26 protein-coding genes and 1 riboswitch are annotated in these 25354 nt (G+C 75.7%); of the genes, 2 read left to right on the top strand and 24 right to left on the bottom strand.

Annotated elements, in window-relative coordinates; genetic code table 11:
* Positions 1–27: 27 nt before the first annotated feature.
* From B8281_RS13220 to B8281_RS13255, 8 genes are all read right to left on the bottom strand, one after another.
* Positions 28–618 carry a MerR family transcriptional regulator gene (locus tag B8281_RS13220; protein WP_021482353.1) on the bottom strand — a complete coding sequence of 197 codons (591 nt, stop codon included), beginning with the start codon at positions 616–618 and terminating at the stop codon, positions 28–30.
* A 212-nt stretch (positions 619–830) separates the two neighbouring features.
* Positions 831–1304, bottom strand: a complete 474-nt coding sequence (locus B8281_RS13225) for a bifunctional nuclease family protein (RefSeq protein ID WP_085387968.1) — start codon at positions 1302–1304, stop codon at positions 831–833.
* 124 nt (positions 1305–1428) lie between these two features.
* A complete protein-coding gene (locus B8281_RS13230) occupies positions 1429–2184 on the bottom strand; it encodes a MerR family transcriptional regulator (RefSeq protein WP_061267299.1) in 756 nt (251 codons plus the stop codon).
* Between the two features lie 2 nt (positions 2185–2186).
* Positions 2187–2669 carry an FHA domain-containing protein gene (locus tag B8281_RS13235; protein WP_021483194.1) on the bottom strand — a complete coding sequence of 161 codons (483 nt, stop codon included), beginning with the start codon at positions 2667–2669 and terminating at the stop codon, positions 2187–2189.
* A gap of 174 nt (positions 2670–2843) precedes the next feature.
* Entirely contained in the window at positions 2844–4262 is a 1419-nt protein-coding gene (locus B8281_RS13240) for a DUF881 domain-containing protein (protein WP_085387969.1), read from the bottom strand.
* A gap of 2 nt (positions 4263–4264) precedes the next feature.
* Positions 4265–4597, bottom strand: coding sequence for a small basic family protein (locus B8281_RS13245; protein WP_021483549.1), 333 nt, complete (start codon positions 4595–4597; stop codon positions 4265–4267).
* Positions 4594–5562 (bottom strand): DUF881 domain-containing protein, encoded by a 969-nt coding sequence (locus B8281_RS13250; RefSeq protein WP_232322568.1) that lies wholly within the window; start codon positions 5560–5562, stop codon positions 4594–4596. The genes B8281_RS13245 and B8281_RS13250 overlap by 4 nt, the downstream gene beginning before the upstream one ends.
* Entirely contained in the window at positions 5559–6179 is a 621-nt protein-coding gene (locus B8281_RS13255) for a CDP-alcohol phosphatidyltransferase family protein (protein WP_034656174.1), read from the bottom strand. The genes B8281_RS13250 and B8281_RS13255 overlap by 4 nt, the downstream gene beginning before the upstream one ends.
* Before the next feature lie 409 nt (positions 6180–6588).
* On the opposite strand from B8281_RS13255, the gene B8281_RS13260 reads away from it, so the two are divergent.
* Positions 6589–8490: a DEAD/DEAH box helicase gene (locus B8281_RS13260; RefSeq protein ID WP_085387970.1), complete on the top strand. Its 1902-nt coding sequence runs from the start codon at positions 6589–6591 to the stop codon at positions 8488–8490.
* A 127-nt stretch (positions 8491–8617) separates the two neighbouring features.
* On the opposite strand, the gene B8281_RS13265 is transcribed toward B8281_RS13260, so the two are convergent.
* The 8 genes from B8281_RS13265 to rpe form a co-directional block, all read right to left on the bottom strand.
* Entirely contained in the window at positions 8618–9100 is a 483-nt protein-coding gene (locus B8281_RS13265) for a PH domain-containing protein (RefSeq protein WP_009865158.1), read from the bottom strand.
* Between the two features lie 46 nt (positions 9101–9146).
* Positions 9147–10001: an ATP phosphoribosyltransferase gene (gene hisG / locus B8281_RS13270; RefSeq protein ID WP_009865157.1), complete on the bottom strand. Its 855-nt coding sequence runs from the start codon at positions 9999–10001 to the stop codon at positions 9147–9149.
* Positions 10002–10111: 110 nt separating this feature from the next.
* Positions 10112–10375 carry a phosphoribosyl-ATP diphosphatase gene (locus B8281_RS13275; RefSeq protein WP_024839663.1) on the bottom strand — a complete coding sequence of 88 codons (264 nt, stop codon included), beginning with the start codon at positions 10373–10375 and terminating at the stop codon, positions 10112–10114.
* 73 nt (positions 10376–10448) lie between these two features.
* The gene (ribH, locus tag B8281_RS13280; RefSeq protein ID WP_047234219.1) at positions 10449–10916 is read right to left on the bottom strand and encodes a 6,7-dimethyl-8-ribityllumazine synthase; all 468 of its coding nucleotides are present in this window, start codon (positions 10914–10916) and stop codon (positions 10449–10451) included.
* A complete protein-coding gene (ribB, locus tag B8281_RS13285) occupies positions 10913–12289 on the bottom strand; it encodes a 3,4-dihydroxy-2-butanone-4-phosphate synthase (protein ID WP_232322569.1) in 1377 nt (458 codons plus the stop codon). Before ribB ends, ribH begins: the two co-directional genes overlap by 4 nt.
* A gap of 47 nt (positions 12290–12336) precedes the next feature.
* Positions 12337–12960, bottom strand: coding sequence for a riboflavin synthase (locus tag B8281_RS13290; protein ID WP_085387972.1), 624 nt, complete (start codon positions 12958–12960; stop codon positions 12337–12339).
* Positions 12960–14093, bottom strand: a complete 1134-nt coding sequence (ribD, locus tag B8281_RS13295) for a bifunctional diaminohydroxyphosphoribosylaminopyrimidine deaminase/5-amino-6-(5-phosphoribosylamino)uracil reductase RibD (RefSeq protein ID WP_232322570.1) — start codon at positions 14091–14093, stop codon at positions 12960–12962. Before ribD ends, B8281_RS13290 begins: the two co-directional genes overlap by 1 nt.
* 158 nt (positions 14094–14251) lie before the next feature.
* Positions 14252–14377, bottom strand: a riboswitch (FMN riboswitch).
* A 282-nt stretch (positions 14378–14659) separates the two neighbouring features.
* The gene (rpe, locus tag B8281_RS13300; protein WP_085387973.1) at positions 14660–15328 is read right to left on the bottom strand and encodes a ribulose-phosphate 3-epimerase; all 669 of its coding nucleotides are present in this window, start codon (positions 15326–15328) and stop codon (positions 14660–14662) included.
* Between the two features lie 51 nt (positions 15329–15379).
* Here rpe and B8281_RS13305 point away from each other — a divergent pair, with 51 nt between their 5' ends.
* Positions 15380–16000, top strand: coding sequence for a GNAT family N-acetyltransferase (locus tag B8281_RS13305; protein ID WP_085387974.1), 621 nt, complete (start codon positions 15380–15382; stop codon positions 15998–16000).
* 102 nt (positions 16001–16102) lie between these two features.
* Here B8281_RS13305 and B8281_RS13310 read toward each other — a convergent pair whose 3' ends face one another.
* From B8281_RS13310 to metK, 8 genes are all read right to left on the bottom strand, one after another.
* Positions 16103–17389: a type II toxin-antitoxin system HipA family toxin gene (locus B8281_RS13310; RefSeq protein ID WP_085387975.1), complete on the bottom strand. Its 1287-nt coding sequence runs from the start codon at positions 17387–17389 to the stop codon at positions 16103–16105.
* Entirely contained in the window at positions 17386–17613 is a 228-nt protein-coding gene (locus B8281_RS13315) for a helix-turn-helix domain-containing protein (protein WP_031316417.1), read from the bottom strand. Before B8281_RS13315 ends, B8281_RS13310 begins: the two co-directional genes overlap by 4 nt.
* Before the next feature lie 131 nt (positions 17614–17744).
* Positions 17745–19427 carry an RsmB/NOP family class I SAM-dependent RNA methyltransferase gene (locus B8281_RS13320; protein ID WP_085387976.1) on the bottom strand — a complete coding sequence of 561 codons (1683 nt, stop codon included), beginning with the start codon at positions 19425–19427 and terminating at the stop codon, positions 17745–17747.
* Positions 19424–20377, bottom strand: coding sequence for a methionyl-tRNA formyltransferase (fmt, locus tag B8281_RS13325; protein ID WP_085387977.1), 954 nt, complete (start codon positions 20375–20377; stop codon positions 19424–19426). The genes B8281_RS13320 and fmt overlap by 4 nt, the downstream gene beginning before the upstream one ends.
* Positions 20378–20479: 102 nt before the next feature.
* Positions 20480–20854, bottom strand: a complete 375-nt coding sequence (locus B8281_RS13330; RefSeq protein ID WP_085387978.1) for a hypothetical protein — start codon at positions 20852–20854, stop codon at positions 20480–20482.
* Positions 20855–20867: 13 nt separating this feature from the next.
* Positions 20868–21587, bottom strand: a complete 720-nt coding sequence (locus B8281_RS13335; protein ID WP_232322571.1) for an HAD family phosphatase — start codon at positions 21585–21587, stop codon at positions 20868–20870.
* Positions 21584–23959, bottom strand: coding sequence for a primosomal protein N' (locus B8281_RS13340; protein WP_085387979.1), 2376 nt, complete (start codon positions 23957–23959; stop codon positions 21584–21586). Before B8281_RS13340 ends, B8281_RS13335 begins: the two co-directional genes overlap by 4 nt.
* Positions 23960–24104: 145 nt before the next feature.
* Complete coding sequence (metK, locus tag B8281_RS13345; protein WP_034653075.1) at positions 24105–25301, bottom strand: methionine adenosyltransferase; 1197 nt, start codon at positions 25299–25301, stop codon at positions 24105–24107.
* Positions 25302–25354 lie beyond the last annotated feature (53 nt).

A 25354-nucleotide genomic window follows, 5' to 3' on the forward strand; every position in this document is an offset into this window, starting at 1 on the left:
CCGCCCGTGGTCCGGCCGGGCGAGGGGTCAGCCCGCGGTGCGGGCCTGACGGCGCTGGGCGAGCTCGTCCTGCGGGCTCGTCGCGGTGCCGTCCTCGTCCTCGAGGGACTCGGTCGGCAGCTCGGCGAGCGTGCCCTCGACCTCGCGCCACACGCGCCCGACGGCGATCCCGAACACGCCCTGGCCGCCCTGGACGAGGTCCACGACCTCGTCGGGCGAGGTGCACTCGTAGACGCTCGCGCCGTCGCTCATGAGGGTGATCTGCGCCAGGTCGTCCACGCCGCGCTCGCGCAGGTGCTCGACGGCCGTGCGGATCTGCTGGAGCGACACCCCGGTGTCGAGCAGGCGCTTGACGACCTTGAGCACGAGGATGTCGCGGAAGCTGTACAGGCGGTGCGAGCCCGAGCCGGACGCCGGGCGGACGGTGGGCTCGACGAGGCCGGTGCGGGCCCAGTAGTCGAGCTGGCGGTACGTGATGCCTGCCGCGCGGCATGCCGTCGGGCCGCGGTAGCCGGTCGTGGTGTCCTGCTCGGTGATGTCCTCCCCGAAGAGGAGGCCCTGCGCGCCCTGCGGAACTGCCGCGCCGACACCGACGCTCGCCTCACCGCTGCTGTTCACTGTCGCCTCCTGGGGTGATGTCACGACCAAACTATGGGCGCCGTCGGGGGCCGTCAACGACCGACGCCCCGGGCGTGCGGGCGTGTCGCGCCCGCCACGTCGTCGCGCCGACCGCTGAACCCTCGACCTGAGGTCGAAGGTCTGTCTTGTCCGGTGTGTCCCGAAGCCTCGACCACGACCCGAGGGTCGGGCCGCCGCGCACCGGGACCGCTCTACTCGTCCACCGAGAAGTCCTCGGGCTGGACGTGGTCGAGGAAGTCGCGGAACTTCTCGACCTCCTCCTGCTGCGCGACGTCGACGACCTCGACGCCCGCCGTCGCCACGACCTCCGCCGAGCACAGCACCGGGCTCCCGGTGCGCACCGCGACGGCGATCGCGTCCGACGCGCGCGAGTCGAGCCGCACGCCGTTGCTGAGCACGAGCTCGGCGAAGAAGATGCCGCCGTCGAGGGCGACGATCTCCGCCCGCTCGAGCCGCACGCCCACCGCGTCGAGCAGGTCCCGCAGCAGGTCGTGCGTCATGGGCCGCGGCGTGGGCAGCCCTGCCTGCGCCATGGCGATCGCGCTCGCCTCCCGCGGGCCGATGACGATCGGCACCACGAGCTCGGACGCGTCGTCGAACAGCAGCACCACGATCTCCTGGTCGCGCTGCTGCTGACGGACCCCCAGCACCTCCACCGGGACCATCGGGACGTCGTCGCTCACTCCACCACCGTACGACTCCGCCCGGCATCCGGCAGGGGGTGCGCACCGGGCGTGCGCGCGACACGCGGAGGGCGTCGCGGGAGGTGCGGCGGGGCGGGTGCGGGCGTCAGCGGGTGAGGTCGTCGACGCCCTGGCGCACGAAGACGGTGTGCAACTGCGCGCACAGCTCGCCGACCTCGGACGCGACGGTGCCGGCGTGGGCGCGCGCGGACGGGCTCTGCTGCCCGCGCCACGGCGAGACGACCTGCTGCACGAGGCTCACGTGGCGGTCGGCGGCGGTGCGCAGGGAGCGCAGGTGGCGGGGCTCGATGCCGTAGTCCGCGAGGCCGGCGGCGAGCACGACGACGTCGAGCGAGCGCGCGTCGAGCTGCCCGCCCGGTGCCTGGCGGAGCACGCCGGCCTCGATGAGGCCCTCGACGAGCTCGCGCTCGACCCCGGCGGCCGAGACGAGCGCGTCGACGGTGTAGCGCTGGCGGACGGCGGCCGACCCGGGCTCGCCGTCGGTGGTCGCGAGGCGGGGGGCGAGCGTCTCGGCGTCGGTCCCGGCGTCGAGCGCGGCGAGACGGTCCTTGATGACCTTCAGCGGCAGGTAGCGGTCACGCTGCTCGACGAGCACGAAGCGCAGGCGCTCGACGTCGGCGGGGCTGTACTGGCGGTAGCCGGACGCGGTCCGCACCGGCTCGATGAGGCCCTGCTCCTCGAGGAAGCGCAGCTTGGAGTGGCTGACGTGGGGGAACTCGGCCCGCAGCGCGCGCAGCACGTCGGAGATGCGCATGGTCGCGCGGCGCGAGATCCCCTGGGGCCACGGTTCGGGCCCGTCCGCGGGCTCCGGGGCCGTGGCGTGCGCGGCGCCGGTCGACATGTTCACGACGGGGAGGCCGCGCCGCCCGCCGACGCCGCCGCGTGCGGGCTGGCGTGGAACGTGAGCCGGTACTTGCCGATCTGGACCTCGTCGCCCGTGCCGAGCGCGACGGCGTCGATCCGGCTGCGGTTCACGTAGGTGCCGTTGAGGGACCCGACGTCGCGCACGACGAAGTGCTCGCCCTCGCGCACGAACTCGGCGTGCTTGCGTGACACGGTGACGTCGTCGAGGAAGATGTCGGCGTGCTCGGAGCGCCCGGCGACGGTGCGCTCGGCGTCGAGGAGGAAGCGCGAGCCCTGGCCGGGGCCGCGCTGCATGATGAGCAGGGCCGAGTGGCGGGGCAGGGCGGCGACGGCGGCGTGCTCCTCGGGGCTCAGGCCCCCGGGCTGCACGCCCTCCTCGATCGGGGCCTCGATCCGGCCGAAGCTGACCGTCGTGTCGCTGGTCGCCCGGTTCGGCACCTCAGGACCGCCTGGGACACTCATCACGCCTCCTCGGGGCTCACGCACGTCGTGCTCGAGCTCGGAAACCGCACCGGGGGGCGAGCCCCGGGTGCGGGAAACTGGTGCTCGAAAACTACTACACCTGCAGGTCACGCGGTGCGTGCGACCCTCGGTCGTCCCAACCTACCCCGGCCCGTGGGCCCGCGGGAAGCCGGGTCACTCGTCGGCGGGGACGGGGGTCGCGTACCGGGGTGCGCGGGGCTCGACGGTCGCGGAGACCTCGGCCCGGTCCTGCTGGGTGACGGTGGTGCGCGCGCCGTCGGCGCGCAGGGACGCCATGGCGCCGCCGGGGATCTCGAGCGCGGTCTCGAGCGTCGACGGGTCGCCGATCGCGGTCCACCGGTACGGGGACGAGATCACCTGCCCGTCGACGACCACGCCGTCGGAGGTGTCCTCGAAGTAGCTGCTCGCCACGAGGCGCACGCCGTTGACCTCCATGGCCTCGGCGCCCGCGTTGCGCAGCTCCTCCAGCACGTTGAACAGGCCGAACGCCTTGAGCGGCTCGGCACCCTCGACGACCTCGATCTCGACGCCCGGGCCCTCGGCGGGCAGCCGGCCCGAGAGGATGCCGAGCGTCTCGGCCTGCTGCTCGGCGAGCTCGAGCGCGGCGCGCTCGCGGCCGGAGCCGGACTGCAGCTCGTCGCGCGTGGCCTCGAGCGAGGACACCTGGTCCTCGAGCTCGCCGGAGCGCTGGGTGACGTCGTCGAGCAGGCGCACGAGGTCGCTCTGGCGCAGGGAGGAGAGCTGGTCCTCCTGCGTCTGGCTCACCTGGACGACGAGCGCGAAGCCGAGGAGCGCGCACAGGACGCCGACCATGACCTGGGAGCGCGACGCGCGCGGTCGCATCGCCCGGCCGAGGCCGCGCAGCCCGCGCGGCTCGGGCTGGGTGGGGGTGCCGTGGCGCCCGACGGTGGCCGTCGCCCCGGTGACCGGGTCCGGCTCGGCGGTGGGCGAGGTCTCGGCGTCCTGCTCGGGCGCCGCGGCTTCCGGGGTGGTCGTCGCGCCCGTCGTCGCGTCGGGCGTCGCAGGGTCCGGCGTGTTGGCGGCGGGGCTCGGGTCGTCGGGCTGGTCGGCGCGGTCGTCGGGTGCGGGGCGCTCCCCCGCTGCTGCGGCCGGGACGGTGGTGTCGCTCGGCACCGTGTTGTCCGGGTCGCTCGGCGCGGCCGTGCCGGGGGTGCCGCTGGTGCCGGTCGGCGCGGCACCGGTCGGGGTCGTGTCGGCCGCGGTGCTGCCGTCGTCCTCGAGGTGGCCGGTGGTGGCCACGGTCTCGCCGGCCGCCGGTGCGTCGCTCGGCGTCGTGGGGTCGCCGGGGACCGCTGCGGGCTCGTCCGGGTCGTCGTGGGGCGCGCCGGGCGGCGCACCCGGGCCCGGGCCGGTCTCGACGGGGGTGGTGGCGTCCTCGTCGGAGTCGTCGGTGCGGGGCGGGACGTGCTCCGTGTCGCGCGCGTCGTCGTCGGTCCCGGGCTCGGTGCCGGGGACGGCGGGGGTGCCGACGGCGGCGTCGTCACCGTCCGCGGGCGTGGTGGGGTGCTCGGGCCGGTCGCCCGGAGCCTGGTCGCGGGGGTCGCGGCTCATGCTCACGCCTTGAAGATGTGGCGCCGGATCGCGGCGGCGTTGGAGAAGATGCGGATGCCGAGGACGACGACGACGGCGGTCGAGAGCTGGCTGCCGACCCCGAGCTGGTCGCCGAGGAACACGATGAGGGCGGCGACGACGACGTTCGACAGGAACGACACGAGGAAGACCTTGTCGTCGAACAGGCCGTCGAGCCGGGCGCGCAGGCCGCCGAACAGGGCGTCGAGGGCGGCGACGACGGCGATGGGGAGGTAGGGCTGCAGCGACACGGGCACGGTGGGTTGCAGGACGAGGCCCGCGACGATGCCCACCACCAGTCCGACGACTGCGATCATTCGACGATCTCCTGCCCTGTCTCGTGCGGTGCGGATGGGGTCCCGGACCCGTCGGTCGTGCCCGGCGCGGGGCCGGTCTCCTCGGCGGGTGCGTCGGAGTCTACGGTCGTCTCCGGGGCGTGCGCGAAGAACAGCGTGGGCGCGGACCGGCCGGGCAGGTCGAGGCGGCTCTGCGTCGTCACGCCGGAGCGGATGCCGTACTGGGTGCCGAGGAGCTGGAGGAAGTCGGACGTGCCGGACCGCAGGAGCGAGGTGCGCATCGCGTCGGGGTCGCCGATCGCCTCGACGCGGTAGGGGCCGACGAGGGGCTGCAGGTCGACGAGCACGGCGTCGCCGGCGCTGCGGATCGCGGACAGGCCGGTCAGGCGCTGGTCGTTGATCGCGACGGCCTCGGCGCCGCCGGCCCACAGGGCGTTGACGACGCGCTGCAGGTCGGAGTCGTGCACGAGCGAGCTCGCGTCGGTGGCCCCGGAGGACAGGCCGCCGCCGGTGTCGTCGAGGGTGACGACGACGCCCTGGCCCTCGACGGGCTGCGTCCCGGTGAGCGCGCCCTCCTCCTGGAGGCTGTCGAGCACGTCGGCGCTCGCGCCGCTCAGGGCCGCGCCCTGGAGCTGCTCGATCTCGCCGGACAGCTCTGCGCCGCGGGTGGAGAGCTCCTCGGCGGTGGCCTGGCGTTCGAGGATCTCCTGCTCGAGGGTCTCGCGTGCGGCGATGACGCCGGGCTGCGGGGCGCGCAGCTGCACGGCGGCGGCGGTGGTGACGACGCCGAGGACGACGGCGAGGGCGACGAGCGCGACGGTGCCGGTGCGGCCGCGGTGCGGGGTCTGCCCAGCGGCGCGGCGCGCGGCCGCGGCGGCGTACCCGGGGTCGAGGGGGCGGTGCATGACCTCGTTGAGGAGGGTCATGGACGCGTCCACGGGTGCGCGGCGCGCGGCGGCGGGCTGGTCCGGTCGCGTGTCGGTCACGGCGTCTCCTTCGTCGCGGTCCCGGGCCGGTCGGTGCGGGCGGCGCGGTCGCGCAGGACGAGCGCCCGGGTCTGCAGCACGTACTGCGCGCCCGCGAGCCAGTACAGGCCCACGCCCCACCAGGTGAACGCCCACCCGGTGACGGCGGCGACGTCGCCGAGCCAGCCCGGCATCTCCGCGAGGAGCAGCAGCGGGAACGCGTACAGCAGGGCGAACGTGCCGGCCTTGCCCGCGAAGCTCACGGGCAGCGGCCCGTAGCCGTGGCGGGCGAGCAGCGGCAGCAGGCCCGCGAGCAGGACGTCGCGCGCGACGATCGCGACGACGAGCCACACGGGCACGACGTCGCGCCACGCGAGCCCGAGGAGGGTGACGAGGATGAAGAGGCGGTCGGCGGCGGGGTCGAGCATCTGCCCGAGGCGGCTCACCTGGTCCAGGCGGCGCGCGAGCACGCCGTCGAGCCAGTCCGACGCCCCGGACACGGCGAGGACGACCAGGGCCCACACGTCGTCGCCGCGCACGATGAGGACCGCGAACACGGGTACGAGGAGCAGCCGCAGGAGGCTGATGACGTTCGGGACGGTCAGGACGCGCGAGCTGACCTGCTGCCCTGCCGTCACACCCACCGCCCCGTGCTCGCGTCGCGCCGTCGCGGCGACCTGCCGCGCGCGACCATCCTACGTACCGGCCCCGGTGACCTGGGCCCTCATTTCGCGGCGCGGCGCCCCGCAGGGCCCGAAATCACCCGCTTCGCCCGGTGTCCGGGGCGGGCCGGGCACCGGCGGGGCGGGTGCGGGTGAGGGACGTCACCGGGCCCGGCCCCGCGGCCCGCCCGCGCCCTCCGGTACGATGGGTGGACCTTTGGAGTTCGTCGCTCGTCCCGCGTGTGTCCGTGAGAGTGGCCGACCCCCCTGATCTCCCCGATCGTGGCGGTGGCCGGCCTGGTGTGTTCGGGAGTGCGACCTGCGAGAACCGACCCGGTGACCGCACGCCACTCCACACCCCGAAACGAACGGTCCTCACCCTTTCATGACTGCTGACGTCGTCGCGCCCTCGCACGCCCTCGACCACTCCACCGACACCTCCCCCGCCGTCGCGGAGCAGACCGCTCCCACCGGCCCCGTGTTTTCCGACCTCGGCCTGCCCGCGCCCCTCGAGCGCGCCGTCGCCGACCTCGGGTTCGTCACCCCGTCCGCGATCCAGGCCGAGGCCATCCCCGCGCTCCTCGCGGGCCGCGACATCACCGGCGTCGCGCAGACCGGCACCGGCAAGACCGCCGCGTTCGGCCTCCCGCTGCTCGCCGCGATCGACCCCACGCTGCGGCGCGTGCAGGCCGTCGTCCTCACCCCGACGCGCGAGCTCGCGATGCAGGTCGCCGACGCCGTCGAGTCGTTCGCGGCGCACCTGCCCAAGGTCGACGTCGTCGCCGTGTACGGCGGCTCGCCCTACCAGCCGCAGCAGCGGGCGCTCGCGGCCGGGGCGCAGGTCGTCGTCGGCACGCCCGGGCGCGTCATCGACCACATCGAGCGCGGCACCCTCGTGCTCGACGACGTGCGCTTCCTCGTGCTCGACGAGGCCGACGAGATGCTGCGCATGGGCTTCGCGGAGGACGTCGACACGATCTTCTCCCGCGCGCCGCGCGAGCGTCAGGTCGCGCTGTTCTCCGCGACGATGCCCGCCCCGATCCGCCGCGTCGCGAACGAGCACCTCACCGACCCGGTCGAGATCGCCGTCGCCCGCCAGTCCTCCACGGTGACGAGCGTGCGCCAGACGTACGCCGTCGTGCCGTTCCGCCACAAGACCGGCTCCCTCGTGCGCGTCCTCGCCACGTCCGACGCCGAGGCCGCGATCGTGTTCACCCGCACGCGCGGCGCCGCGGAGGAGGTCGGGTCCGCGCTCGTCGAGCGCGGCATCTCGGCCGCGACCATCTCGGGCGACGTCGCGCAGAAGGAGCGCGAGCGGATCGTGGAGCGCCTGCGCTCCGGTGCGCTCGACGTCCTCGTCGCGACCGACGTCGCCGCGCGCGGCCTCGACGTGGACCGCATCGGTCTCGTCGTGAACTTCGACCTGCCGGGCGAGCCCGAGGCGTACGTGCACCGCATCGGCCGCACCGGCCGCGCGGGCCGCACCGGCGAGGCCCTGAGCTTCGTCACCCCGCACGAGCGCGGGCGCCTGCGCGCGATCGAGCGCACGACCCGCACCCCGCTGCAGGAGATCGAGATCCCCTCCCCCGCGGACGTGTCCGCGCACAAGGTGCGGGCCCTGCTCGGGCAGGTCCCCGCCCGCCAGGAGGCAGGCCGCCTGTCGATGTACGCCGACATGGTGCGCACCTTCCTCGCCGAGCACGACGTCGACCCGGTCGACCTCGCCGCGGCCATGGCGGCGCTCGCGGTCGGTGACGACGGGCCGCGTGCCCGTGAGGAGCAGGAGCGGTTCGAGGCGGAGCGGGCCGCGGCGCGCGAGCAGTCGAAGGCGCGTCGTACGGAGCGCGCGGGCGAGCGTCCGTCGCGCGGTGACCGTGCGTCGGGCCGGCGCGAGGGCGACGGGACGCGCGGTATCCGCCGCGACGCCGTCGGGACGCGCTACCGCCTGTCCGTGGGGCACAAGGACGGCGTGATGCCGGGCGGGATCGTGGGCGCGCTGACGAACGAGGCGGGTCTGGCCGGGTCGGACGTCGGCAAGATCGACATCTTCCCGTCGTTCTCGCTCGTGGACATCACCGCCCCGCTCGACGCGGACACGATGGACCGCATCTCGCGGGCGCGGGTCGCGGGCAAGGCGCTGCGCATCCGTCTCGACGAGGGCGCGCCCGCGTCCCGGGGCCCGCGTGCCGGGCACGGCCCGTCGGGTCGTCGTGACGAGCGTCGTGACCGGTTCGACCGTGCCGACGACCGGGGCGAGCGCAAGCCGCGCCACCGCGCCGCGTTCTGACCCGCGCCGCCGGCGGCAATCCCGCCGGCGCACGACGACGGCCCCCGGATCTCCTCGATCCGGGGGCCGTCGTCGTCGGTACGGGGTGACCCGTGGCGCGGGCACGGGAGGCCCGCGCCTGCGGTCCTTACTCGTGGGCCTCGCCGTGCGCCTTCACCAGGGCGGCGAGGCGACGCGCCTCCGCCTCGCCCCGGGCGCCGTCGGCCCGTTGGATGCCCATGACGGCGAGGGTGGACCCGTCCGCGAGGTCGAGACGCACCCACGCGTCGCCGGAGCCGAAGCGGACCGACACGATCTGGGGCCAGGCGAGGCGGCGCGTGTAGATGACGTTGCGCACCCGCAGGCCCTCGCGCGTCGGGACGGCGTGCACGCCGCCCAGGCGCCACAGCAGCCACGCCGCGAACAGCGCGAACGCCGCGATGGACAGCCGGTTCACCCACGACGTGCCGAGCGGCCCCGTCGCGGACAGCCCCACCACGACGCACCCGCCGACGACGACCACGCCCGTCGCCCAGGCCGACACCAGGCCGAACCGGGGCCGGAACGTGCGGTACGGGTCGTCGTCGCGGTCGCCCGGCAGGCCGGGGTCGGGGAACGGGTCGGTGCTCATGCCGCCACCGTCTCACACCCGCCGACCACCCACCGGGGGCCGAGGTTCAGAGGCGCGAGGCGTGGATCCGGGTCACGAGGATCGCGCGCGCACCCACGTCGTACAGGGCGTCCATGACCTGGTTCGTGCGGTCGCGGCGCACCATCGCCCGCACCGCCGCCCAGTCCCGGTCGTGCAGCGGCGACACCGTGGGCGACTCCAGGCCCGGCGTGATCGCGACCGCACGGTCCACGAGCGACACCGGCACGTCGTAGTCCATGAGGACGTACTCGTGCGCCGTCAGCACCCCCTGCAGACGACGGGACAGCACCTCCACCCCCGCCGGGACGTCCGCCTCCGCAACCTTGCGCGGCCGGATCAGCACCGCCTCCGACACCAGGATCGGGTCGCCGAACACCTCCAGGCCGGCGCCCCGCAGCGTCGTGCCCGTCGAGACCACGTCCGCGACGACGTCCGCCACCCCGAGCTGCACCGCCGACTCGACCGCACCGTCCAGGTGCACCACCGTCGCGTCCACCCCGTGCGCCCGCAGGTGCCCCTCCACGAGGACCTCGTACGACGTCGCGACCCGCAGCCCCTGCACCTGCTCCAACGACGTGATCGTCCCCGCCGGCGCCGCGTAGCGGAACGTCGACCCCCCGAACCCGAGCTGCATGTGCTCCACCGCGTCCGCGCCCGAGTCCAGCAGCAGGTCCCGACCCGTGACCCCGACGTCGACCGTGCCCGACCCCACGTACACCGCGATGTCGCGCGGGCGCAGGAAGAAGAACTCGGCGTCGTTGTCCGGGTCCGCCAGCACCAGCTCGCGCGGGTCACGGCGCTGGCGGTACCCCGCCTCGCGCAGCATCTCGACGGCGGGCTCGGACAGGGACCCCTTGTTGGGGACGGCGATACGCAGCATGACAGGACCTTCGTTCAGGGGATCGGGCAGGAAGAGGGGAACAGCAGGGACGAGCGAGGGGCGAGCGGCGCTCGCGGCCGGGAGCGGGGGACGCTCACCGGCGCGGCCGCTCACAGATGCTCGTACACGTCCTGCAGGCTCAGACCCTTCGCCAGCATGAGGACCTGCAGGTGGTAGAGGAGCTGGGAGATCTCCTCCGCCGTCTTCACGTCGCCCTCGTACTCGGCGGCCATCCACACCTCGGCGGCCTCCTCGACCACCTTCTTCCCGATCGCGTGCACGCCGGCGTCCAGCTCCGCGACCGTGCCGGAACCGGCAGGTCGCGTCGTGGCCTTCTCGGACAGCTCCGCGAACAGGGACTCGAACGTCTTCACGGGCTCCAGGGTATCCGCCGCCCGGACCCGGCCGGGGCGTGTCCGCCCAGCGGGCACGCCCCGACCCGGTCCGTCACAGGTCGCGCAGCGCCACGACCGTCGCGACCGCCGCCTCCGCGGCCTCCGCACCCTTGTCCTCGCGCGACCCCTCCAGGCCCGCCCGGTCCAGGGCCTGCTGCTCGTCGTCGCACGTCAGCACACCGAACCCCACCGGCACCCCCGTGCGCACGCTCACGTCCGTCAGACCCGACGTCGCCGCCTGGCACACGTACTCGAAGTGCGGCGTCCCCCCACGGATCACCACGCCCAGCGCCACCACCGCGTCCGCGCCGTGCTCCACCGCGCGTGCCGCCGCCACCGGCAGCTCGAACGACCCCGGCACCCGCACCACGCTCACGTGCGACACGTTCGCCGCCGCCAACGCCCGCCGCGCGCCCGCCAGCAACCCGTCCATCACCTCCGTGTGCCAGCTCGCCGCGACCACCGTCACCCGCAGCCCCGACCCGTCCACGCTCACCGTCGGCGCACCTGCCCCGCTCATCCCTCGTCCTCCTTCGTCTCCGTACCCGGCTCGTCGCCCGGCTCCACCAGGACAGCCCCGTCCGGGACCGCCACCGTGTCCAGCAGATGACCCATCGCCACCTTCTTCGTCACCAGGTACGCCCGGTTGTGCTCACCGTGACCCACCTCGATCCGCTCCGCCCCCACCACGTCGATGCCCGACGCCACCAGACCCGTCACCTTCGCCGGGTTGTTCGTCAGCAACCGCACCCGCGACAACCCCAGGTCCGCCAGGATCGCCGCCGCCGCCCCGTACTCCCGACGATCCACCGGCCACCCCAGCTCCAGGTTCGCCTGCACCGTGTCCAGACCAGCGTCCTGCAGCTCGTACGCCCCGATCTTCGCCAGCAACCCGATCCCCCGACCCTCGTGCCCCCGCAGGTACACCACCGCACCCCCCTCCGCCGCGACCCGCCCCAACGCCGCCCCCAGCTGCGGACCGCAGTCGCACCGCAACGACCCGAACGCGTCCCCCGTCAAGCACTCCGAGTGCACCCGCACCACCGGCACCACCTCCGTCCCGACGGCGCTCGCGGCCTCCGCACCAGCCTCACCCCGACCCGAGGCACCAGCAGGGGGGACCGCAGGGACCAGCGCCACGTGCTCCGCCCCCGTACGCAGGTCCCGGTACCCCACCACCCGGAACCGGCCGTGCACCGTCGGGAGCTCCGCCGACGACGTGCGGTGCACCCGCCGCGCCACCGCCTCCCGATCCGGCACCTCCGTGGCCACCGCAGGCGCCGAGTCGTGCACCCGCCGCCACGCCACCAGGTCCGCGATCGTGATCAGCACCAACCCGTCACGCTCCGCCAACGCCGCCGCGTCCCCCAGACGCATCATCGTCCCGTCGTCGTGCACCAGCTCCGCGATACCCCCGACCTCACCCCTCCCCGCCAGACGCACCAGGTCCACCGCGGCCTCCGTGTGCCCCGCACGATGCAGCACACCCCCCGGCACCGCCCGCAACGGCAGCACATGACCCGGCCGGATCAGATCACTCGCACCCGACGCCGGGTCCGCCAGCACCCGCAACGTCCGCGCCCGGTCCTCCGCCGAGATCCCCGTCGACACCCCCGTCGCCGCGTCCACCGTCACCGTGTACGCCGTCCGCCGCGGATCCTGGCTGTGCGGCACCATCAACGGCAGCTCCAACGCGTCCGCCCGCGCCGCCGGCATCGGCGCGCACAGGTACCCCGACGAGTGCCGGATCGTCCACGCCACCCACTCCGCCGACACCCCCTGCGCCGCGAACACCACGTCCGCCTCGTTCTCCCGGTCCGGCGAGTCCGCCACCAGCACCGGACGCCCCACCCGGATCGCCGCCAACGCCTCCTCGACCGACCCCAGCCGCACGGCCCCCGACCCCTCCGGCACCGCGGCGCTCGCGGACCCCGCGCCCGTCACGACGCGCTCCCGGGGACCACGCCGGACACCAGCAGGCGCTCGACGTACTTCGCGAGCACGTCCACCTCGAGGTTCACCCGGTCGCCCGGCACCAGTCGCCCGAGGATCGTCGCCTCGAGCGTCGTCGGGATCAGCGAGACGCCGAACGTCTCGTCGTCCACGTGCGTCACCGTCAACGACACCCCGCTCACCGCGATCGAGCCCTTCTCCGCCACGTAGCGCGTCAGACCCGCAGGGGCGGAGAGCACCAGGTCGTCCCACCGCTCCCCCGGCGCGCGGCTCACGAGCGTCCCGACGCCGTCCACGTGGCCCTGCACCACATGACCGCCCAGCCGCGCGTCCGCCCGGACGGCCCGCTCCAGGTTCACCGGCGACCCCGCCACGAGGTCACCCAGCGCAGTCCGCCGCAACGACTCCGGCATCACGTCCGCCGTGAACGACCCGTCGCCCCCGAGGCTCGTGACCGTCAGGCACACCCCGTTCACCGCGATCGAGTCACCGAGCGCCGCGTCCGACGCCGCGAGCGGCCCCTCGACCGTGAGCACCGCGTCCTCCCCCGCGCCGCCAGGGAACGCGATCCCCCGGACCCTGCCGATCTCCTCCACGATCCCCGTGAACATCAACCCACCCGTCCTTCCGTGCTCTTCCTGGACACCACCAGCGCGTCGTCCCCGACACGCCTCACCTCCACCGTGCGGAACCGGTGCGCGTCGGCGATCGTCGCCACACCCAACCCGTCCACCGCTCGCCGCCCGCCCCCCAGCAGCACCGGGGCCACGTACGCGTGCAGCTCGTCCACCGCGCCCGCGGCCAGGAACGCCGTCGCCAGCGTCGGACCGCCCTCCACCAGCACGTGCCGCACCTCGCGCTCCGCGAGCCGCTCCAGCACCTCACCGACGTCCCGCGTCAGCACGTGCACCAGCTCGCCACCCTCCCCGTGGACCCGCGCCGTCGGCGGGATCCCCCGCAGGCCCACGACCACCCGCAACGGCTGGTGCTCCGCCAGACGCGCGGCGCTCGCGGCCTCGTGGGACGAGCCGTGGGTGGGCACCCGCGCGGTGAGCTCGGGGTCGTCGGCCAGGAGCGTGCCCGTGCCGACGACGATCGCGTCCACCTCCGCCCGCACGCGGTGCGCGTGCTCGCGCGCCGCGGGCCCGGTGATCCACCGGCTCGTCCCGTCCGCGGCGGCCACGTAGCCGTCGAGCGTCGTAGCCGTCTTGAGCGTCACGTACGGCGTGCCGCGCCGGACGGCCGTGAGCCACACCCGCAGGAGCTCCTCGCCCTCGGCGGCGCGCAGGCCGCGCACGACGCGGACCCCCGCGGCCCGCAGCCGGTGCGCGCCGCCCGTGGCGACGGGGTTCGGGTCGTCGACGCCGAGCACGACCTCCGCCACGCCCGCGGCGACGAGGGCGTCGGCGCACGGGCCGGTGCGACCGGTGTGGGCGCACGGCTCGAGCGTCACGACCGCCGTCGCGCCGGCCACGTCGACGCCGCGCGCCCGGGCGTCCGCGAGGGCCGCCGCCTCGGCGTGCGGCGTCCCCGCGCCACGGTGCCACCCCTCGGCGAGCACGGGCCGCGGGTGCGGGTCGATCGAACCGGGCGCGGCGCCGTCGGGCAGGGTCGCGCCGGGCGGAGGGCCCAGCAGGACGCACCCGACGCGGGGGTTCGGCCCGTGCGCCGGCCCTCGGGCCGCCAGCTCGAGCGCGCGCGTCATCGCGTCGTCGACCGTCAGGGTGCGGGGATGCTCGCCCATCGTCCTCCTCCCGGGCACGGGCGCTCCGGGGTGAGGGCGGGCGGCGGGTCGAGCCACGAGGGCTCGACGGCGTCGCTCACCACGGCGAGGCCGTCACCGTCCCGGACGGGTGCACCGGCGGGTCGCCGGAGCACCACGCGCCGAGGCGTGGCCACGCCGCACGTGCTTCCTCCCATCCGGACTTTCACCGTCGGTCCTGGAGTTCCACCAGGTCAACCGCGCGTGGGCGCGGGTCGCGGACTGTCACCGCCGGCTCGGAATTGCACCGACCCCGGAGCACGTTCGTGCGTACTGCGTACTGCAACCGCCGATGTTACTCCGGGTGCGCCCCGCGCGGGTGCGACCGGCGGTCCGACGCGACCTCGCCCGCTCCCGTCGAGGTCGCCGCTCGCGAGCACCGCCTCCCCCTGAGCCGTCGAGCTTCGCCGTCCGACGGCTGGCTCCACTCTTTCTCCTTGCTCGGTGGTGAGGTTCTCGCGGTCTTGTGGATGGAAGATGTGCGCTTGGCACACTATTTTATGTGGAACGAAGAAGGGGCCCGAAGAGGGCCCCTTCCCGTCCTGACGTCAGTGAGAGTGCGCCGACGCCTCCGCCAGATCGCGCAGCGCCTGGATCTCCCCGGGCACGCTCTCCGCCCCGTAGACCGCCGACCCGGCGACGAAGACGTTCGCCCCCGCGTCCGCGGCCCGCTCGATCGTCGAGCGCGACACTCCCCCGTCGACCTGGATCCACACGTCGAGGCCCGACTCGCTCACGGCCTCGCGTGCCCGCCGGATCTTCGGCAGCGTCCCCTCGATGAAGGACTGCCCGCCGAAGCCCGGCTCGACCGTCATGACGAGGATCATGTCCACCTCGGTCAGCAGGTCCAGGAAGGGCTCCACCGGCGTCGCAGGACGCAGCGCGACGCCTGCGCGGGCTCCCAGACGGCGGAGCTCGCGAGCGAGCCGCACAGGGGCAGCAGCGGCCTCGGCGTGGAACGTGACCGACGCCGCCCCCGCCTCCGCGTAGGCCGGCGCCCAGCGGTCTGGGTCCTCGATCATGAGGTGGGCGTCGATCGGGACGGGCGACACCTGCGCCAGGCGCTCGAACACCGGCAGCCCGAGCGTCAGGTTCGGCACGAAGTGGTTGTCCATGACGTCGACGTGCGCGTAGTCCGCCGTGGCGATCGCGTTCAGGTCGCGCTCGAGGTTCGCGAAGTCGGCGGACAGGATGCTCGGTGCGATGAGGGCTGCCATGGGCCCAGCCTAGGGGCGCGTGCCGGAGCCCGGTGCTCGTACCCTCGTCGCGTGAGCGACCTCTCCTCCCCCTCCCCCGGCCCGGCCCCTGCCTCCGTCCGCGGCACGCCGCACCGCCCCGGGGACACGCACGCCTCCGCACCCGCCGTGACGGTGCGCCCGGCCACGGTGCACGACCTGCCGCGGGTCGCGGAGATCGCCGCCCCGTTCGTGCGCGACACGTGCGTGACGTTCGAGGAGGAGGTCTGGGACGTCCCGGCGTGGCACCGCAAGCTCGACGACGTCACCGCGCGCGGCCTGCCGTTCCTCGTCGCCGAGGTCGACGCCCCGGGCGGGCCGGGCTCCCCGACCGGCGCCGTCGTCGCGGGCTACGCGTACGCGTCGGCCTGGCGCCCCAAGCCCGCCTACCGGCACACCGCCGAGGACACGATCTACCTCGACCCGGAGCACGCCGGGCGCGGGGTGGGCACCGCGCTGCTCGCCGCGCTCCTGGAGGCGCTCGCCGCCGCGGGGGTCCGCCAGGTCGTCTCCGTCGTCGCCGACGTCCCCGAGGCCGCCGGGTCGCTCCCGCTGCACCGCCGCTTCGGCTTCGTCGAGGCCGGCCGCCTCACCGCCGTCGGGTTCAAGCACGGCCGCTGGGTCGACACGATCCTGCTCCAGCGCACCCTCTGACCACCCTGGGGCGCCCCGACCCACTCGGTCGAGCAGGCGGTCCTGGTGGGTGGGGCCGCCCGGACCCGCCACGACCACCTGCTCGGCGGGAGAAGGGGACCGTTAGACGACCAGGGGTCGGCGGAGGTCGGCGGTGCGGCGCTCGACCGTGCGCCAGGCGTGACGGCTCACGCCGGGGTGGGCGTCGCGGTCGATGTCCGCGAGCGCCGCGAGGAGTCCGTCGAGGGTCTGGGCGACGGCGCGCTGGGCGCGTCGGCGGGGCAGTCCCCAGGTGGTGCCCTCGGTGACGAGGTGGTCGGCGGTGAGGCGGTCCATGTCGCGTTCGCCGGCGACGTCCATGGCGAAGACGCGGGAGGCGTGGTCGTGGTGGAGGTGCATGGCGATGTCGTAGGCGGGGGCGAGGCGGACGGTGCCGTCGGCGTGGCGCAGGACGGAGATGTTCTTGGCGTGGGCGTCGGTGTTGCCGAGGGCGAGGTTGAGGGTGGTGAGGGCGAGGAGGGGGTCGGGGCGGGTGCCGTCGTCGCGCAGGGTGCGGGCGATGGCGGCGAGGGAGGGGAAGCGGCGGCCGTGCTGGAACTTGCGTTCGGGGTCGCGGGTGTTGATGCCGAGGGCCTGGGCGGCGTCCTCCTGGTGGAGGCGTGCGGTGCCGGTGGGGTCGGTGGGGTCGGGGACGCGGTCGTAGCGGGTGACGACGATGGCGCGTTCGCCGTCGAGCTCGGTGACGTGGGCGTCGACGGCGGTGAGGCCGATGCGGCGGGCGAGGTCGAGGGCGGCGGCCTCGGTGTTGACGAGGTCGGCGGTGGGTGAGTCGGAGGGGCGGGCGACCTTGAGGATGTGGGTGGTCGGTGCGGTGCCGTGGGGTCGGGCCCAGCCGTGCTCGTCGTGGAGGAGGGTGATCTTGGGTTCCATGCCGGGCAAGGAGCTGGTGAGGTGGTCGGCGCGGCCTTCTCCCCCGCTGCGTGCGACGGCGGCGCGCAGGAGTCGTGCGACGGCGGCGTCGTCGAGGCGTTCGGGGGTGCGGGGGGTCGGGAGGGGTTGTCCTTCGGGTGCGAGGAGGACGGCGCCGGCGGTGTCGTGGCCGTAGTGGACGAGGAAGGCGAGGGCGTCGTCGGGGTCGATGCCGGCGTCGATGGCCATGGCGTCGCGGGTGCGGCCCTCGGGGAGGAGTCCGTCGAGCCAGGCGGCGACGCGCGCGGGGTGGGGCGGGGGGTCGTCGGGTGGGGTGATGGGGAGCAGGTGGGACAGGACGCGGGCGTCGTGCCCCCAGCGGTCGAGGGCGTCGGTGGTCCAGGTGAGGGTGACGCGGGGTGTGCCGTCGGTGGTGCGCAGGCCGGTGGGTGCGAGGGTCGCGACGGGGGTGCCGTAGAGCCAGGCGGTGAGGGTGGTCATCGGCGTTCCTGGAGTCGGAGGTCGACGTCGAGGGTGTCGAGGAGCTCGAAGAGGCGTTGGACCCAGAGGTTCTCGACGCCGTTCTCGAGCTCGGAGAGGTACTGGCGGGTGATGCCGAGCTCGTCGGCGACCTGGGCCTGCGTGAGTCCGCGGGTTCGGCGGACGCGGCTCAGGTAGGCGCCGAGGTCGCGGGGGCTGCGGGGGGTGGTCCAGGTGTCGGCCATGCTGGCTCTCCTGCCGTGGGGTGCGCTGACGTGCTGCCGTGTCGGGATTCCCCGACACGGCACGTTGTCAGGTTACTCCGACACCCCCGCGTTGTCGAGATATGCCGACATCACGACGCGTGGCGCGGCACTCACACCGTGCGGCGCAGGAGCGTGAGGTGCATGGCGTCGGTGCCGTGGACGTGCGGCCAGAGCTGGACGTCCTGACGGTCCCCGAGCTCGACGGTGTCGCGCACCTCGGGGCGCACGACGTCGCGCACGACGGCCGGGGCGTCGAGGACCTCGACGTCGTCGCGGCGGCGCAGCACGTCGGCGACGACGACCTGGGTCTCGGCGAGGTGGGGCGAGCACGTGACGTACCCGACCACTCCCCCGGGGCGGACGGCGTCGAGCGCGGAGTCGAGGAGCTCGCGCTGGAGCCCGGTGAGGGTCGCGAGGTCCGCCGGGGTGCGGCGCCACCGGGACTCGGGTCGGCGGCGCAGGGCCCCGAGGCCCGTGCAGGGGGCGTCGAGGAGCACGCGGTCGTACGCGCCCGGCTCGTCCTGCCCGACGGCGCGCCCGTCGCCCGTGCGCACGGCCTCCACGGCGTCCGCGGGCACGGCGGCGAGCGCCTTCTCCACGAGGCGTGCGCGGTGCGGCTGGACCTCGTTGGCGACGAGGCGCGCCCCTCGCTCGGCCGCGAGCGCCGCGAGGAGCGCGGCCTTGCCGCCGGGGCCGGCGCACAGGTCGAGCCAGCGCGCGTCGTCGCCGGTGAAGCCGGGCTGCGGTCCGGTGAGCGGTGCGGCGGCGAGCGCGAGGGCGACGAGCTGGCTGCCCTCGTCCTGGACGCCGGCGCGGCCGTCGCGCACGGCGCCGAACGCGGCGGGGTCGCCGCCGTCGAGGGTGAGCGCGGTGGGCGCCCAGCGGGCGGGGGTGACGCGGCCGTCGTCATCGGCGAGCTCGTGGGGGTCGGCGAGGCCGGGACGCGCGACGAGCGTGACGCGGGGGGCGTCGTTGTCGGCGGCGAGGAGGGCGTCGAGCTCGTCCACGGGGCGTCCGTTGCCGGCGAGGGCGTCGCGCAGGGCGCGGGCGATCCACACGGGGTGGCTCTGGGTGGCCGCGAGCGCCGCGAGGGGGTCGGGGGCGTCGTCGGCGAGGGTCGTGAGCCAGTCGTCGAGGGGGGTGCGCGCGACGCGGCGCAGGACGGCGTTGACGAGCTGGGCGCTGCCGGCGCCGGTGCGTTCGCGGGCGAGGCCGACGGCCTCGGAGACGGCGGCGTGCTGCGGGACGCGCATGGCGAGGAGCTGGTGGGTGCCGAGGCGCAGGACGTCGAGGACGGGCGGATCGAGGCGGTCGAGGGGACGGTCGAGGCAGTGCGCGAGGATCGCGTCGTAGCGGCCGCGCAGGCGCAGCGTGCCGTAGGCGAGCTCGGTCGCGAAGCCGGCGTCGCGCCCGCGGATGCCGCGCTCGCGCAGCAGGGGCGGCAGGACGAGGTTGGCGTAGGCGTCGGAGCCGTCGACCTGGCGCAGGACGTCGTACGCGACGGCCCGTGCGGGGTCGGTGCCCTTGCGGCGCTGGGAGGGTGCCGCGGAGCCGCGGTGCACCTCTCCGCGAGAGCGGGCGGCGCCGCGCTGGCGCCCCCGGGCGTCGCGGCGCTCGTCTCCCCCGCCGGCCGGCGCCGCTCCAGAATTCGAACGTGCGTTCGAGTTGTTGCCCCCACCCTGGCCGACACCGCTCGAACGCTTGTTCGACGCGGCGCTCTCCTGGCCCTGCGGTCGCCCGTTCTTGTTCGAACGCGCGTTCGAACCGCCGCGGTCGCGGCGCTCGGCGCTCATCGGGCGGCCTCCGCACCGAGGACCGCGGCGTCGTCGAGCCGGGCACCGCGCGCCCAGTCCGCGGCGGCCATGTGCTTCTTGCCCACGGGCGCCACCTCCCCCAGCTGGACGGCGTGGGTCGCGGTCCCGACGAGCACCTCCTTCTTCCCGGCGCGCACGCGCCCGGGGGCGAGGTCGACGACGTCGGGTCGCAGGGTGACCGGGCCGAGCCCCAGGCGCGCAGGCGTGCCGTCGGCGCCGGGCAGGGTCGTCCACGCCCCGGGGGCCGGGGTGCAGCCGCGCACCAGGCGGTCGACCGCGAGCGCCGGGTGGTCCCAGCGGACCTCGGCGTCCGCGGTCGTGAGCTTGGCGGCGTGCGAGACGCCGTCGGCGGGCTGGGGCTGGGGGCGCAGGGTGCCGTCCTCGAGGGCGTCGAGGGTGGCGACGAGGAGGTCCGCACTCGAGACGGCGAGGCGGCCCAGGAGGTCGCCCGCGGTGTCCCGGGGGCGGATGGTCTCGGTCGTGGTGCCGAGCGTGGGGCCCGAGTCCAGTCCCTCCTCGATGAGGAACGTCGTCGCCCCGGTCACCTCGTCGCCCGCGATGATCGCGCGCTGCACGGGCGCCGCGCCGCGCCAGGCGGGCAGGACGGAGAAGTGCAGGTTGACCCACCCGTGCCGGGGCACGGCGAGCACGTCGGGGCGCAGGATCTCCCCGTACGCGACGACGGGCGCCGCGTCGACGTCGAGCGCGGCGAGGCGCGCGAGGAACTCCTCGCCGCGGGGCCGGTCCGTGAGGACGGGGATCCCCGCCTCCTCGGCACGCACGCGGACGGGGCTGGGGGTCAGGCGCCGTCCGCGGCCCGACGGCGCGTCGGCGCGCGTGAGCACGGCGACCACCTCGTGGCGGGAGTCGAGGAGGGCGTCGAGGGACGGGACCGCGGTATCCGGGGTCCCCGCGAACAGCAGGCGCATGGGCCCGATTCTAGGTGGCCGTGCAGCGCGGCCGACCCGGGAGCGGCCCGGTGCACGGGTCGGGCGCCCGGTGTGCGCAGGCGCCCGGTCCAGGCGCGGGCGTCATCTCGCCAACGTGGCGACCGGCGGGAACACGGGGAACGTCTCGTCGTCCACGGGGGCCAGCTCCAGGCAGCTGGGCCGGTCACCGTCCACGAACAGCAGCAGGAGGAAGCGCTCCGTGCCCGCCTCCAGCACGACGCGCGGGCCCTGCGCGGGGACGGGACCGGCGTCGTCGCCGAGGTCGATCGTCGGGCAGGACCCGCACGCGCACGTGCCGTGCACCCGCACGGCGTCGACCTGGGCGAGCCACCGCCGTCGGTCGGCCGCGTCCTGGTCGGGCGCGACGGCCTCGTCGCGGCACCCGTGACGGAGCATCCAGACGAGGACGTCGCGCTCCGGGGCCGTGAGCGCGCGCGGCACCCCGGCACCCGTCACGACGCGGCGCCCATCACGACCCCGAGCCCTCGGGGCCGACCGGCACGCCCAGGTCGCGCAGCGCGGCGCGCAGGCCGACCGTGCCGTCGAAGAGGTGGGTGCGCAGCCCGAGACGCGCGGCGGCCTCGACGTTGGCCGGGCTGTCGTCGGTGAACAACGTCCGGGCCGGGTCGAGACCGAACCGCTCGACCGCGAGCGTGAAGATCGCCGGGTCGGGCTTGGCCAGTCCCTCGCGCCCCGAGACCAGCACGTCCTCCATGAGGGCCGTGGCGGGCGCGGCCGGCGCGGCGTGCCCGAAGAGCTCCGCGGACCAGTTCGTCAGGCCGTACAGCCGCAGGCCCAGGTCACGCAGCTCGCGCACGAGCTCCTCGGAGCCCTCGACCGGGCCGGTGAGCGTCGCGGGGAACCGCTCGACGTACCGGTCGAGCAGCGCGACGTGGTGCGGGTGGGTCGCCGCCACGCGGTCGCGCGCGTCCTGCCACGTCGCGCCCGCGTCCCGCTCGTGGTTGAGCACCCGGAAGTCCACGTCGGCGAAGAACGCGTCCACGTCGCGGCGGTCGACGCCGTCGTACGCGCCGTACGGGTCCCAGCCCACCAGGACGTTGCCGAAGTCGTACAGCACGGCGTCGATCTCGCGGGCGGCGGGTGCCGGGTCCCGGTCGGGGTTCGCGTCGGCGGACGCCTCGACGAGGGGGGCGACGGTCGGGGCGTCGGGCGCGGGGCGGTGCGTCACAGGATCTCCTTCGGGTCGAGCTCCACCCGGACGCTACCCGGCTCGCGCCGCGCGGACCGGACCGCGACGGACGCGCCGAGCTCGCGCGCCAGCCGACGGCCGTCGCGCACCGGGACGCGCACCACCGCCCGCACGGGTGGGGCGTCCACCAGCCCGGGCGCCGCGCCGTCCACCCCGTCGGCACCCCGCCCGCGGGGCGACGCCGCCACCTCCACCGGGCCCAGCACCGTCTCCGGGCCCGCGAGCGCCACCCGGCCCAGCACCGCCGCCACCGCGGGACGGTCGCCCGTCACCGCCGCCACCCGGACCGCCGGCGGCAGCGACAGCTCGACCCGCTCGTCCAGCTCGCGGTCCGCGAGGAGCGCCGGGTCCCAGCGCACGAGCGCGTTCGTCGGCGCGGGCGCGGCGTCGCCCACGAGCAGCACCTGCCCGCCCGCCGTCGCGGGCCGCACGAGCGCCGCCGCGGCGAGCCAGCGCGCGAGCGCGTCCTGCGCGACGTCGAGCCCGACGTGCGCCGTGCTCACCGCCGCGTCCAGCAGCAGCGCCGCCGCGTACCCGCCCTCGGCGACCGGCTCGGCACCCGGCGTCGCGACCACGAGCGCAGGCCGCGCGGACACCGCTCCCAGCACCCCGCCCGCCGCCGCGGCACCGGACACCTGCACCGGGACCCCCGCGAACGCGCGCCCCAGCTCCTCCGCCGTGCGCTGGGACCCCACGCGCACCGACCGCAGCCCCGTCCAGTGGCACTCCGCGCACGACCACCCGCCCGCGAGCGCCCCGCACCACGCGCACTGCGGCGTCGCCTGCGGACCGGACAGCGCGAGCGGCCCGTGGCACACCGTGCAGCGCGCGGGCGTGCGGCACCGGGCGCACGCCACCACGGGCACGTACCCGGACCGCGGCACCTGCACCAGCACCGGCCCCTGCTCCAGCGCCGCGCGCGCCGTGCGCCACGCGGCCGTCGGGATGCGCGCCGCGGCGCCCGGTCCCTCCGCCGCCAGCTCGACCGAGGTCAGCGCCCGCACGCGCGGCGCCCGGGCCCGCACGACGTCGCGCGGCGCCGCGAGCTCGTGCGCCCACCCCCGCACGACGAGCGCGTGCGCCGCGACCGTGCGCCCGTGCGACCCCAGCAGGAACGCCGCGCCCTCCTGGTCGCTGCGCAGCGCCAGCACCTCGCGCGCGTGCGGGTACGGGGCGCGCGGCTCGGCGAGGGTGTCCTCGCCGTCGTTCCAGCAGACCACCAACCCGAGGTCGACCACGGGCGCGAACGCCGCCGCACGGGTCCCCACGACGACGCGCGCGTCACCGTGCAGGACGGCGAGGAACGCGCGGTAGCGCGGCGCGGGCCCCTCGTCGGCCGTCAGCCGCACCACCTCGCCCCCGGTCGCCGCGTCCCACGCGGGCAGCCCGGCGGCCGCGAGCGCCGCGCAGACCTGGTCGACGTCGCGCGCGTCCGGCACGACGACGAGCGCGCCCCGCCCGCCCGACCGGGCCGCGCGCACCGCCTCGGCGACCGCGGCCGCCCAGTGCGTGACGGGCAGCGCGTCGGGCTCCTTGCGCGAGCGGCCCCCGCCGCGCCGACCCTCGGGCACCACCTCGGGCACCGCCTCGGGCGCCGGGGGCGCGAGCCCGGGGAGCGCGGTCCACACGGCCCGGGGCGACCCGCCGCCCGCGACGTGCGCGAGGAAGGCGGCGCCGGCCCGGTACGGGGCCCACACGGACTCCTGGTGCGGTGCCCGCGCCGCAGCGGGTACCGACGCGGGAACGGGCTCGGCAGGCGCGGGGACGGGCTCGGCGACGGGAGGACCCGCAGGAGCCGCCTCGGCGGCGACGGCGCCCGCGCTCGTGGCGACCGGGGCGTCCCCGGCCGGGGCAGTTCCTGGCGCGGGCACCGCGCCGGGGGCCGTCCGTGCCGCGAAGGACTGCTCGGCGCGCGCGTGCCGCGGGGGCACGGCGAGGCGCAGCACGTCCGAGAGCGTGCCGGCGTAGTGGTCGGCGACCGCCCGCGCGAGCCGGGCGACGGCGGGCGCCAGCACGGGCTCGGCCGACACGACGCGCCGCAGCGGCAGCAGGCGCCCGTCGTGGTCCGAGCGGTCGAGGCGCTCCAGGACGTACCCGTCGACGTCCCGGCCCGCGAACCGCACCTTGACCCGCACCCCCGGGCGCGCGTCGTCGGACATCGTGGCGGGCACGAGGTAGTCGAAGGGGCGGTCCAGGTGCGGGGGCGCGAGGTCGAGCGCGAGGCGCGCCACCGGCAGGTGCGCGGCGATCTGGTGCGACGCCGGCGGCGCGGGCCCCCGACGGGGCGCGGCGGGCGCGACGGTGAGCAGGGTGTCCTGCACCGCCCGCGACGTGTCCTCCGGCTCGCTCACGACGCCATCGAACCACGCGCCGCCGTCACGACCGGCGCGCTCACGACCTCACTCACGACGATGCACCGGGCAGTGCGCCCGGCACCCGCGGTGCCGTGCCGCCCGGGTACGAGGCCGTCGCCCGCGACCGGCGCGACGACGCTCCTCACACCTGGGACTGCAGGTCCGCGACGCGGTCCGTGCGCTCCCACGTGAACTGCTCGAGCTCGCGCCCGAAGTGCCCGTAGGCCGCCGTCGGGGCGTAGATGGGACGCAGCAGGTCCAGGTCGCGGATGATCGCCGCCGGGCGCAGGTCGAACACCTCGCGGATCGCGGCCGTGATGCGCTCGACCGGGACCTTCTCCGTGCCGAACGTCTCCACGTACAGGCCGACGGGGTGCGCCTTGCCGATCGCGTACGCGACCTGCACCTCGCAGCGCCGTGCCAGACCCGCCGCGACGACGTTCTTCGCGACCCAGCGCGTCGCGTACGCGGCCGAGCGGTCCACCTTCGACGGGTCCTTGCCGGAGAACGCGCCCCCGCCGTGGCGGGCCATGCCGCCGTACGTGTCGACGATGATCTTGCGGCCCGTCAGGCCCGCGTCACCCTGCGGGCCGCCCACGACGAACGTGCCGGTGGGGTTGACGAACAGGCGCGTCGCGCGCACGTCGAGGTCGAGGCCCGCGGCGTCCAGCACGGGGGCCACGACCTGCGCCGCGACCTGCCGGTGCAGCTCGTCCTGACGAACGTCCGGGTCGTGCTGCGTCGAGAGGACCACCGTGTCGAGGCTGACCGCGCGGTCGCCGTCGTACCCGACGGTGACCTGCGTCTTGCCGTCCGGGCGCAGTCCCGGCACCGTGCCGTCCCGGCGCACCGCCGCCAGGCGCTCCGCGAGACGGTGCGCGAGCCACACCGGCAGGGGCATGAGGCTCGGCGTGTCGTCGCTCGCGTACCCGAACATGAGGCCCTGGTCGCCCGCGCCCTGCGCGTCGAGGGGGTCGTGGTCGCCCTGGTCGTCGCGCTCCTCGAGGCTCTTGTCGACGCCCTGCGCGATGTCCGGCGACTGCTGGCCGATCGACACCGAGATGCCGCACGAGTCCGCGTCGAAGCCGATCACCGACGACGTGTACCCGATCCGGCGCACGACGTCGCGCACGATCTGCGGGATCTCGACGTACGCGTCGGTCGTCACCTCGCCGGCGACGTGCACCAGGCCCGTGGTGACCATCGTCTCCACCGCCACGCGGGACGTCGGGTCCTGCGCGAGGAGCGCGTCGAGGATCGCGTCGGAGATCTGGTCGCAGACCTTGTCCGGGTGCCCCTCGGTGACGGACTCGGACGTGAAGAGACGCAGCTCAGCCATGGCGCACAGCCTACTGTCCCGAAAGGTGAGCGAGCGTATCCGGCAGGCGAGAC

The sequence above is a fragment of the Cellulosimicrobium sp. TH-20 genome (genome assembly GCF_002105775.1).
Classification (GTDB): Bacteria; Actinomycetota; Actinomycetes; order Actinomycetales; family Cellulomonadaceae; genus Cellulosimicrobium; species Cellulosimicrobium funkei.

Coding starts and splice junctions, on each gene's coding strand:
- B8281_RS13290 (WP_085387972.1), bottom strand. CDS start 12,960: ATGTTCACGGGGATCGTGGAGGAGATCGGCAGGGTCCGGGGGATCGCG.
- B8281_RS13240 (WP_085387969.1), bottom strand. CDS start 4,262: ATGAGCCGCGACCCCCGCGACCAGGCTCCGGGCGACCGGCCCGAGCAC.
- B8281_RS13235 (WP_021483194.1), bottom strand. CDS start 2,669: ATGAGTGTCCCAGGCGGTCCTGAGGTGCCGAACCGGGCGACCAGCGAC.
- B8281_RS13260 (WP_085387970.1), top strand. CDS start 6,589: ATGACTGCTGACGTCGTCGCGCCCTCGCACGCCCTCGACCACTCCACC.
- ribH (WP_047234219.1), bottom strand. CDS start 10,916: ATGAGCGGGGCAGGTGCGCCGACGGTGAGCGTGGACGGGTCGGGGCTG.
- B8281_RS13230 (WP_061267299.1), bottom strand. CDS start 2,184: ATGTCGACCGGCGCCGCGCACGCCACGGCCCCGGAGCCCGCGGACGGG.
- fmt (WP_085387977.1), bottom strand. CDS start 20,377: ATGCGCCTGCTGTTCGCGGGGACCCCGGATACCGCGGTCCCGTCCCTC.
- ribD (WP_232322570.1), bottom strand. CDS start 14,093: ATGGGCGAGCATCCCCGCACCCTGACGGTCGACGACGCGATGACGCGC.
- B8281_RS13265 (WP_009865158.1), bottom strand. CDS start 9,100: ATGAGCACCGACCCGTTCCCCGACCCCGGCCTGCCGGGCGACCGCGAC.
- rpe (WP_085387973.1), bottom strand. CDS start 15,328: ATGGCAGCCCTCATCGCACCGAGCATCCTGTCCGCCGACTTCGCGAAC.
- hisG (WP_009865157.1), bottom strand. CDS start 10,001: ATGCTGCGTATCGCCGTCCCCAACAAGGGGTCCCTGTCCGAGCCCGCC.
- B8281_RS13245 (WP_021483549.1), bottom strand. CDS start 4,597: ATGATCGCAGTCGTCGGACTGGTGGTGGGCATCGTCGCGGGCCTCGTC.
- B8281_RS13320 (WP_085387976.1), bottom strand. CDS start 19,427: ATGAGCGCCGAGCGCCGCGACCGCGGCGGTTCGAACGCGCGTTCGAAC.
- B8281_RS13310 (WP_085387975.1), bottom strand. CDS start 17,389: ATGACCACCCTCACCGCCTGGCTCTACGGCACCCCCGTCGCGACCCTC.
- B8281_RS13315 (WP_031316417.1), bottom strand. CDS start 17,613: ATGGCCGACACCTGGACCACCCCCCGCAGCCCCCGCGACCTCGGCGCC.
- metK (WP_034653075.1), bottom strand. CDS start 25,301: ATGGCTGAGCTGCGTCTCTTCACGTCCGAGTCCGTCACCGAGGGGCAC.
- B8281_RS13225 (WP_085387968.1), bottom strand. CDS start 1,304: ATGGTCCCGGTGGAGGTGCTGGGGGTCCGTCAGCAGCAGCGCGACCAG.